11 protein-coding genes are annotated in these 9,025 nt (G+C 38.0%); 10 read left to right on the top strand and 1 reads right to left on the bottom strand.

Going from position 1 to position 9,025, the window contains the following annotated elements:
- The 6 genes from AC1D0Y_RS27770 to AC1D0Y_RS27745 form a co-directional block, all read left to right on the top strand.
- The coding region (locus AC1D0Y_RS27770; protein ID WP_477708241.1) for a PTS sugar transporter subunit IIB at window positions 1-144 on the top strand (144 nt) is incomplete at its 5' end.
- A 55-nt stretch (window positions 145-199) separates the two neighbouring features.
- On the top strand, window positions 200-1,471 hold the full coding sequence (locus AC1D0Y_RS27765) for a PTS galactitol transporter subunit IIC (protein WP_060745336.1): 1,272 nt from the start codon (window positions 200-202) through the stop codon (window positions 1,469-1,471).
- Between the two features lie 26 nt (window positions 1,472-1,497).
- Window positions 1,498-2,544: a galactitol-1-phosphate 5-dehydrogenase gene (locus AC1D0Y_RS27760; protein ID WP_477708240.1), complete on the top strand. Its 1,047-nt coding sequence runs from the start codon at window positions 1,498-1,500 to the stop codon at window positions 2,542-2,544.
- A gap of 5 nt (window positions 2,545-2,549) precedes the next feature.
- Entirely contained in the window at window positions 2,550-3,581 is a 1,032-nt protein-coding gene (locus AC1D0Y_RS27755; protein ID WP_060745338.1) for a zinc-binding dehydrogenase, read from the top strand.
- A gap of 42 nt (window positions 3,582-3,623) precedes the next feature.
- Window positions 3,624-3,968, top strand: coding sequence for a hypothetical protein (locus AC1D0Y_RS27750; protein ID WP_013057895.1), 345 nt, complete (start codon window positions 3,624-3,626; stop codon window positions 3,966-3,968).
- Between the two features lie 317 nt (window positions 3,969-4,285).
- The gene (locus AC1D0Y_RS27745; RefSeq protein WP_013057894.1) at window positions 4,286-4,450 is read left to right on the top strand and encodes a hypothetical protein; all 165 of its coding nucleotides are present in this window, start codon (window positions 4,286-4,288) and stop codon (window positions 4,448-4,450) included.
- 81 nt (window positions 4,451-4,531) lie between these two features.
- On the opposite strand, the gene AC1D0Y_RS27740 is transcribed toward AC1D0Y_RS27745, so the two are convergent.
- The gene (locus AC1D0Y_RS27740) at window positions 4,532-4,786 is read right to left on the bottom strand and encodes a hypothetical protein (RefSeq protein WP_013057893.1); all 255 of its coding nucleotides are present in this window, start codon (window positions 4,784-4,786) and stop codon (window positions 4,532-4,534) included.
- Between the two features lie 362 nt (window positions 4,787-5,148).
- On the opposite strand from AC1D0Y_RS27740, the gene AC1D0Y_RS27735 reads away from it, so the two are divergent.
- From AC1D0Y_RS27735 to AC1D0Y_RS27720, 4 genes are all read left to right on the top strand, one after another.
- Window positions 5,149-5,955 (top strand): cell wall hydrolase, encoded by an 807-nt coding sequence (locus AC1D0Y_RS27735; RefSeq protein ID WP_060746380.1) that lies wholly within the window; start codon window positions 5,149-5,151, stop codon window positions 5,953-5,955.
- Between the two features lie 404 nt (window positions 5,956-6,359).
- A complete protein-coding gene (locus AC1D0Y_RS27730; protein WP_013057891.1) occupies window positions 6,360-7,310 on the top strand; it encodes an ABC transporter permease in 951 nt (316 codons plus the stop codon).
- Window positions 7,303-8,250 (top strand): iron chelate uptake ABC transporter family permease subunit, encoded by a 948-nt coding sequence (locus AC1D0Y_RS27725; RefSeq protein WP_060746379.1) that lies wholly within the window; start codon window positions 7,303-7,305, stop codon window positions 8,248-8,250. Before AC1D0Y_RS27730 ends, AC1D0Y_RS27725 begins: the two co-directional genes overlap by 8 nt.
- Window positions 8,244-9,002 (top strand): iron ABC transporter ATP-binding protein, encoded by a 759-nt coding sequence (locus tag AC1D0Y_RS27720; protein ID WP_028409263.1) that lies wholly within the window; start codon window positions 8,244-8,246, stop codon window positions 9,000-9,002. The genes AC1D0Y_RS27725 and AC1D0Y_RS27720 overlap by 7 nt, the downstream gene beginning before the upstream one ends.
- The last annotated feature ends 23 nt before the right edge of the window (window positions 9,003-9,025 follow it).

The raw sequence follows: 9,025 nt of genomic DNA, 5'->3' as shown, positions 1-9,025 counted from the left end.
CGCCAAGAGGGAGCGGATTTAATTGTATCGACAACGATTTTACCTACAAAGTACAGCATTCCAGCATTAAGCGCAACCTCCTATATCACAGGGATTGGCATGGAAGCACTAGATCAAAAAATTCTGACGCATTTACAAGCATAGGGATCACGCGTTGCCTCCATTTTAGGAAATGACAAAAGAAAAATGAGGGATGGATATGGATAAACTTCTATCAGGTGTGCAAGCAGTATTAAATCTAGGACCTACAGTTATTTTACCAATTGCCATTTTTATCTTAGGCCTGTTATTTAAAACAGGAGCAAAAAAAGCGTTTAAATCCGGAATCACAATAGGAATTGGTTTTGTCGGCATCAACTTAGTTATTGATTTACTTGTAAAAAACTTAGGACCAGCAGCACAAGCAATGGTTGAACGATTTGGATTAAATCTAACTGTTATCGATACGGGATGGCCTTCTGCCGCTGCAATATCTTGGGCATCTCCCGTTGCAGCTATACTAATTCCTGTTTGCTTGTTTGTAAATATTATTTTGCTTTTGTTAAAACTGACTAAAACGCTTGATATTGATATTTGGAACTATTGGCACTTTATCGCTGCTGGCGCAACGGGATACGTTGTCACAGGAAGCTGGTGGTTTGCAATATTGTGTACCGTTCTGTATGAAATTGCTGTTTTATTTGTAGCAGATAAGACAGCGCCAATGGTTCAAAAATTTTACGGGTTAGAAGGAATTTCTCTTCCTACGGGTTCTACAGCTGCATTTGGACCAATTGGTATTTTGGTAGGTATGGGTGTATCAAGGATTCCAGGGATTAAAAGGTTGAACGCAGATCCCGAATCTATTCAAAAACGTTTTGGTATTTTCGGTGAACCAATGATGATGGGTTTAATCTTAGGGTGTGTAATCGGTATATTAGCAGGCTATGACCTTGGTAAAGTTTTTCAAGTAGGTATTTCAATGGGAGCGGTTATGCTTTTGATGCCTAGAATGGTTAAAATCTTAATGGAAGGACTTATTCCAATTTCTGAAGCAGCTCGTTCTTTTCTTCAAAAACGATATGGTAATCGTGAAATATATATTGGATTAGATGCCGCTCTTGCAGTAGGACATCCATCCGTTATGGCTACAGCACTGTTACTTGTCCCTATTACATTACTTTTAGCTGTCATTCTACCTGGGAATAAAGTATTGCCGTTTGGGGATTTGGCAACCATTCCTTTCTATGTAGCTTTTGTTGTGGGCTCATTAAAAGGGAATATTATACACTCTCTTATTTCGGGCACTGTTATGGTAGCGCTATCACTTTATATGGCAACGAATTTTGCAGATGTGCATACACAAATGTTATCAGGAGCTCAGTTTTCTATGCCGGAAGGTGCAACACAAATTTCAAGTTTAGACATGGGAGGAAACTTATTTAACTGGCTTATTCTTAAATTCTCTCAGCTGTGGGCTTCTATTTTTTAAAATAGGCATAAACAGGAGGTAAGACAATGAAAGCAGCTGTGCTACATGAAAAAAATAAAATCATTTATCAAGATATTGGGATTGATTCCTGCCGAGCGAATGAAGTCAAAATAAAAGTAATGGCAGCAGGAATATGCGGATCGGATACACACAAAATGACAAGCAGATGGAAGTATCCGCTACCTGCCATTATGGGACATGAATTTGCTGGGTATATCGTTGAAAAAGGGGGAAAAGTAGTAGATTTGAACGTTGGAGACAGAGTAGCTGCTATTCCGTTTAAACCGTGCAGCACATGTGAATATTGCCAAAAAGGGCAGTATTCACTATGCGAAAACTACGGAATGATTGGTGCGCAATCATTTGGCGGATTTGCTCAGTATGTCAATATTCCAGCTTCAAATGTTATACAAGTAGGAGAGATGGACTTTGAAGAAGCAGCTATGATAGAACCTTTAGCAGTAGCGCTTCATGGAGTACTTAATATTCATCCGCAAATAGGAGACACTGCAGCTGTCTTTGGAGCAGGAGTCATTGGCATGCTGACGATTCAATGGTTGAAAATTGCGGGTGTAAAAGAAATCATCGCCATCGACATTTCTAGTGAAAAGCTTGCAGAAGCGAGGACCATGGGTTGTGAAAAAGTAATTCATGCCCGTTATGAAAATGTCCTTGAAAAAATTAATGAATATACAAAAGGAAGAGGAGTGGATCTTGCACTCGAATGTGCGGGTTCCACTGTCACTCAAGAGCAGTGCCTGCTTGTTACTCGTAAAAAAGGGAAGGTTGGATATTTAGGTATTGCTTATTCAGATGTGTGTTTATCTGAAGCAGCATTTGAGAGTATTTTTAGAAAAGAGCTTACATTGCAAGGTTTCTGGAACTCTTATTCTGCACCGTTTCCCGGGAAAGAGTGGAAAACAAGCGTTGACTTTATTTTAAATGGAAAGATTAGATTAAAAGAATTAATTTCTCATCGATTTAAGTTAGAAGACACGCAAAAAGCATTTAATATGATTATTAATCGAGAAGAAGCTTATGGAAAAGTGTTAATAATTCCAAATAAGGAGTGAAAAAAATGAAGGCAGTCATGAAGGTAGAGCCAGGCTACGATAAGATGCTGTTAAAAACAATCCCTGAATTAGGAGTTCAGAAAAACCAAGTGAAGATTAAAGTAGCGTATACCGGAATATGCGGTACGGATATTCACACGTTTACAGGTCAATATAAAAATTCCCAGACGCCGGTTGTGCTTGGGCATGAGTTTTCCGGTATAGTCGTTGAAGTAGGGGAAGATGTAACAAAAGTAAAAGTTGGCGATAAAGTAACCAGTGAAACAACATTTGTGACGTGCGGAGAGTGTGATTATTGCTTAGAAAAAGACTATAATCTGTGCGCTCATCGAAAAGGGATAGGTACACAAATAAACGGCAGCTTTGCTGAATATGTTATTTCGCGTGAGGAAAGTGTCCATGTGCTGCCAGATACAGTCGACCTAAAAGCAGCTGCTTTAACTGAGCCTCTAGCTTGCTGCGTTCATGCAGCTTTAGAAAAAACGGTTGTTAAAAAAGAAGATAAAGTATTAATTTTTGGTCCAGGTCCCATTGGTTTACTGCAAGCACAAGTTGTAAAAGCACAAGGAGCGTTTGTTATATTAGCAGGTATAACAAAAGATCAGAAGCGTTTAGAGTTAGCTAAGTCGTTAGGAATCGACGTAACTGTAGATATCCAAAAAGAAAGCTTAGAAGAAATTGTGCTGACTTATACAAAGGGATATGGTGTTGACAAGTTATTTGAGTGTTCAGGTGCTGTTCAGGCGTTAAACCAAGGGTTGCCTCTGGTTAAGAAAAAAGGAACGTTTGTACAAGTAGGAATTTTCTCCGAAAAATTAAACCTTTTAGATCAAGAATCTATCATCCAAAGAGAAATTACATATATTGGAACACGTTCTCAGAAACCAAGTTCTTGGCATATTGCTTTAAAACTTCTTGAGGAAAAGAAAATTAATACAGAGAAAATGATCACTAAAATTGTACCTCTTGATTATTGGCGTCAAGGATTCGAAGCCGTTCTATCAGGTAATGAAATAAAAGTGCTTGTTCAGTCGTAGAAACGAACTATATAAATAATGTAAATCAGGGGGGGAGGAAGTGTGAAAGATACCCAAATGGAAGCAGGTTTATATTGTAACAGTTGCAAAGAAGAGCTTCCTCACCACGTTTATTATATTAACGGCAAAATTGTACGCGTAGAGTGTCAAGAATGTAGGCGTACAATGGTATTTAAAGTTGATGTTTTGAAAGAGTTCTATAAAGAGGTCTACAAGCGTGTCTTTACTAAACCTAACCGAGTATCAAAAGAATATAAAAAAGATATAAATAGATTTTTAACTGGAATTCCGATAAGGTTAGTGAGCAAGCCTTATCGTCTAATGAAAGATTTTAATGAATCCATGCATACTATTCACCGTTACAAAAAACGAACTGCTAGAAAATAAAGGGCCGGTTGCCTGTTGTTATAGCTGGTGCATCAATGCATTTTTTCTAGCTACATAAAAAAGCTGCTTTCTATCCATGTAATGGATAGAAAGCAGCTTTTTTACGTGACAGTTTCAAACTTCAGGGTGTGAGGTGGGATAGTTTGTGTTTACCCGTCTATATCTAAATAAAACAATCTAAATGATAATGAAGTAGAAATTATTTATTCCGTTTGTTTATAAATTGTTTAAATATAAGAAGAAGCAGTTTAGCTTTGGAAAATAAGGGAAGAAGCATACTAACTTGCCTGTGTATATTTAGAAAAGGAGGGATAAAGATGTCGTTAGCTCATTTTGATGATATTTCAGAAATTTGCTATGCATGTGAAAAACAGCCTCTTGGGAAAAGACAAAAACGCATTGGCGTATGGACGGAAAAAGAAATGAGAAAGCCTGTTGAAGAGAGAGTAGAAAATCAGAAGGTGGTCGCACTTTCTCGTTAATGTAAAAAAGCCTTTAGCTCACCTAAAGGCTTTTTTACGTATTGGCGTTTGGACATGTGTGAAGGGTCATAGAAGCAATCGTTATAAATCTTCTAGTCTTTGAACTTTTTTGCCTTCTATTTTATGCTGTTCCATCGTTTCTTTTAACTCTTTGTTCGCCGTTGTCATCGTTGTTTCATTTGTTACGCCCATAAATGACCAGCCGTGAGATTCAAGCCAGTACTTGAATTCCCGCAAAAACTCTTCCTGCGTTCCTCCCGTATGATAAAAAGCTCCTTGAATTGTAATAGCCGGTTTCTCCGTGTTATACGTCACATACATTTTATTTGCACACATCCAAATAGACCTCCTTTATTAATAAACAAACGTAAATTGACAAAGAAGCGCTGAATCATTCCTCAATAGTTACACTATTTCTCTATTTGACTGCTGTTTTCCTTTTTATCTCTGCGATTAATCATAATTAAATCAAGTTTTTTACAGAAAGAGGAATGTAAGTAAACAGATAAAAAGCTCGTTTCGCAATGAAATCGTCATATTTCTACATATTCTTTAAGGGTCATGTAAAAGTTGTAACATAATGAATGGCACTGTAAGAAACTTAATCCAATTAGAACAAATGTTACTGTTTTTTTTAATGAAAAGGCGAATCTATGTGCTAAGGTAATAACAGGTTCAAATTTTAGGAGGTAGTTTTTGTGAGTAAAAAACGTGTAAAAAAATGGGCAGTTGCTTCTGCAGCGTCTGTAGCATTTCTAGCAAGTCAAGGAACAGCATCAGCAGCAGCTTCGCACAAAGTCGTAAAAGGAGATACCTTGTGGGGGCTTGGCCAACAAAATGGGGTTACGGTAGATGAGCTGAAAGGTGCTAATAACCGCCAAAACGACATGATTTACGTTGGAGAAACATTAACGATTCCTGACCAGGGACAAGCACAACCTGCCGCCAGCCCGGCAACATCTTTACATACAGTAGCACAAGGCGAAACGTTATATCATATTGCAACACAAAACGGCATGACTGTGGATCAGTTAAAAGCTGTTAACGGTTTACAAAGTGATATCATTACCATCGGACAAACGTTAAAACTTCAAGGAGAAGCACCGGCGCCGGCACAAACTGCTCCGTCTACATCGGTTTCTGCACAAGATCAAGATTTACTAGCTAGATTAGTAGAGGCAGAAGCAAAAGGTGAGCCGTACCAAGGAAAAGTAGCGGTAGCAATTGTGGTATTAAACCGTGTAGCTTCACCGGAATTCCCAAATAACATTCACGACGTTATTTATCAGCAGCTAGGAAACGGCGTATATCAATTTTCACCAGTAGCAAACGGAGCAATTAATCAGCCTGCATCAGAAGAATCAAAACGAGCGGTAAGTGAAGCATTATCAAACCCGCATGAAAACGATGCGCTGTTTTTCTATAATCCGAAAATCGCTGAAAGCCAATGGGTTGCAACGCAGCAAGTAACGGCAGTTATCGGAAACCATGTATTTGCAAAATAAGTAGATTTCTTTCAAATATAAACATATATTTCATATATATGTAATATTGATACAGAGGGACTTCCACAAAAAGTGTTTTACTTAAAGTTAAATCCGAACCATTAATAGTTATTAATGGTTCGGATTTTTTTGTTGTTATGGTGAACATAGATTTCATGTATGTAGTTGTTTCAATCTCTTATGTATGAAGAGAGAAATAGCTATTTTTAAGTCTAATTAAACCTTGAAATGCCTTAACAGATCCATCTGTTAAGGCATTTTTTTGCTTAAATTTTAAGAAAACCATTGATTATTTAGAGAATAATGATATGATAAAGAAAGTCAATTGATAATGATAATCATTTACATATGATGTAGAGGAGGAGATAACTAGACTTCTAGATGAAAGAAAGGAGCAAGGAAAGTTGAAGTTTTATCAGTTAATTCTTGTGTTTGCTGTACTATCGATTTTGTCTCTTTTTGTAGGAGTACAAGATCTGTCAGCGATGGATCTGTTTCATTTAACAAAAGAAGAAAGCCAAACGCTGTTTTTTAGTCGTTTTCCTAGGCTTTTGAGTATTATTATGGCGGGAATGAGCCTTAGTATTTGCGGATTAATTATGCAGCAAATTACGCGAAATAAGTTTGTATCTCCAACAACGGCAGGAACGATGGACTGGGCAAGACTTGGTGTGTTGATTTCTCTACTAGTATTTGCTTCAGCAAGTCCTCTATTAAAAATGAGCATTGCTTTTATTTTCTCACTGGCGGGCAATCTATTGTTTATGAGAATACTAGACAGAATTAAATTTAACGATACGATTTATATTCCGCTAGTCGGTTTAATGCTCGGCAGTATCGTAAGTTCCTTAGCTACCTTCATCGCCTACAAATACGATTTGATTCAAAACCTTTCTTCATGGCTGCAAGGCGACTTTTCGCTAGTAGTCAAAGGGAGATATGAACTTTTATACCTGAGTATACCGCTCTTAATAATTGCTTATCTTTACGCAGATAAGTTCACGGTTGCTGGTATGGGAGAAAGCTTTTCAATCAATTTAGGTGTGAAATACAAACAAATCGTAAACATTGGATTAGTCATTGTGTCGCTTATTACGTCAATTACGATTTTGACCGTTGGCATGCTGCCTTTTTTAGGATTAATCATTCCAAATATCGTATCGATTTACCGTGGAGATCATTTGCGAAAAAGCCTGCCTCATACAGCGCTGCTTGGAGCTGTGTTCGTACTGGCGTGCGATATTTTAGGCAGAGTCATTATTTTCCCTTATGAAATCTCTATTGGGCTAATGGTCGGTGTAATAGGAAGTGCGATCTTTCTTTTTATGCTGATAAGGAGAGGTCGTTATGCATAACAAACATAAAATCATCATTCTCGCCGCGCTGGCCGTTTTATCAGTGGCGCTGTTTATCAGCTACGATTTAGGCTACTGGCAGTACACGCTGCCGCGAAGAATTGAAAAAGTCGCTGCGATTGTTTTAACCGGAGGAGCCATTGCGTTTTCATCCGTTATCTTTCAAACGATTACCAATAACCGAATTCTAACTCCTAGTATTCTAGGACTGGATTCACTGTATTTATTTCTGCAAACGTTTATTGTGTACATTTTTGGCTCGACGAATATTGTCATCATGAACAAAAATCTTAACTTTCTTCTTTGCGTTTCGCTGATGATTATCTTTTCGGTCTTGCTTTACATACTGATGTTCAAAAAAGCCGGTAAGAATATTTTCTTTATTTTACTGGTTGGAATTGTGTTCGGCACGTTATTTAAAAGCATGTCTTCATTTATGGAAATGCTGATTGACCCGAATGAATTTCAAGTTGTACAAGATAAATCATTTGCAAGCTTTAACAATGTGAATACCGATTTGCTATATATAGCAGCCGTCATATTTATCCTGCTTGGCATTTACGTGTGGCGCTTTACATCCATTTTTGATGTACTGTCGCTAGGGAGAGAACATGCGGTAAATTTAGGGATTGATTATGACGGGCTCGTCAAAAAAATGCTGATTGTGATCGCCATCTTTGTCTCAGTGGCTACAGCGTTAGTTGGGCCGATTACCTTTCTTGGACTGCTTGTTGTGAACCTTGCGAGAGAGCTGTTCAAAACGTACAAGCACACCTATTTAATGATGGGATCACTTCTGCTTAGTGTTATAGCCCTCGTCGGAGGAGAATTTATCGTTGAAAAAGTGTTCACCTTCAGCACCACGCTGAGCGTCATCATTGACTTTGCCGGCGGAATTTACTTTATTTATTTGCTGCTAAAGGAGAATAAATCATGGTAGAAGTAACAAATGTCAGTAAAACATACGGAGAGAAAACCGTTTTAGAAAAAACATCCGTCGTGATTCCAAAAGGGAAAATCACGTCATTTATCGGTCCAAACGGAGCGGGGAAAAGTACGCTGCTTTCAATTATGAGCCGTCTCATTAAAGCCGACTCAGGATCAATATCAATAGAAGGAAAAAATATAGAGAATATTGACAGCTCAGATTTAGCCAAAAAAATGAGTATTTTAAAACAGTCCAATCAGCTGAATATCAGGCTTAGCGTACGTGAACTCGTAAATTTTGGCCGGTTTCCTTATTCAAAAGGCCGGTTAACAAAAAGCGATGAACAAGCGGTTGATCAGGCGCTGAGTTACATGAAGCTTGAAAGTATTCAAGATAAATACTTGGATGAACTGAGCGGGGGACAGTGTCAGCGGGCTTTTATCGCCATGGTCATCGCACAGGACACGGAGTATATCTTCTTAGATGAACCGCTCAATAACTTAGATATGAAGCATTCTGTTGAAATTATGAAGCTGTTGAAACGTCTTGTAGAAGACTTAGGCAAAACGATTGTGATTGTCATTCACGATATTAATTTTGCGTCTGTCTATTCGGATTACATCGTGGCGCTTAAAAACGGTGAAGTAATCCGTGAAGGCCCAACAGAAACCATCATTCAAACGTCTGTATTAAAGGATATATACGATATGGATATTCCAATCGAAACGGTTAACGGACAGCGTATTTGCGTGTATTTTTCATAAAATTTATTCATGAGGTGACGAAA

The organism is Priestia sp. P1_B12_1 (genome assembly GCF_056406695.1).
Note: the sequence above shows the minus strand (reverse complement) of the source record. Positions and strands in the feature narration are given on the sequence as shown.

Coding starts and splice junctions, on each gene's coding strand:
- AC1D0Y_RS27760 (WP_477708240.1), top strand. CDS start 1,498: ATGAAAGCAGCTGTGCTACATGAAAAAAATAAAATCATTTATCAAGAT.
- AC1D0Y_RS27745 (WP_013057894.1), top strand. CDS start 4,286: ATGTCGTTAGCTCATTTTGATGATATTTCAGAAATTTGCTATGCATGT.
- AC1D0Y_RS27765 (WP_060745336.1), top strand. CDS start 200: ATGGATAAACTTCTATCAGGTGTGCAAGCAGTATTAAATCTAGGACCT.
- AC1D0Y_RS27725 (WP_060746379.1), top strand. CDS start 7,303: ATGCATAACAAACATAAAATCATCATTCTCGCCGCGCTGGCCGTTTTA.
- AC1D0Y_RS27740 (WP_013057893.1), bottom strand. CDS start 4,786: ATGTGTGCAAATAAAATGTATGTGACGTATAACACGGAGAAACCGGCT.
- AC1D0Y_RS27755 (WP_060745338.1), top strand. CDS start 2,550: ATGAAGGCAGTCATGAAGGTAGAGCCAGGCTACGATAAGATGCTGTTA.
- AC1D0Y_RS27720 (WP_028409263.1), top strand. CDS start 8,244: ATGGTAGAAGTAACAAATGTCAGTAAAACATACGGAGAGAAAACCGTT.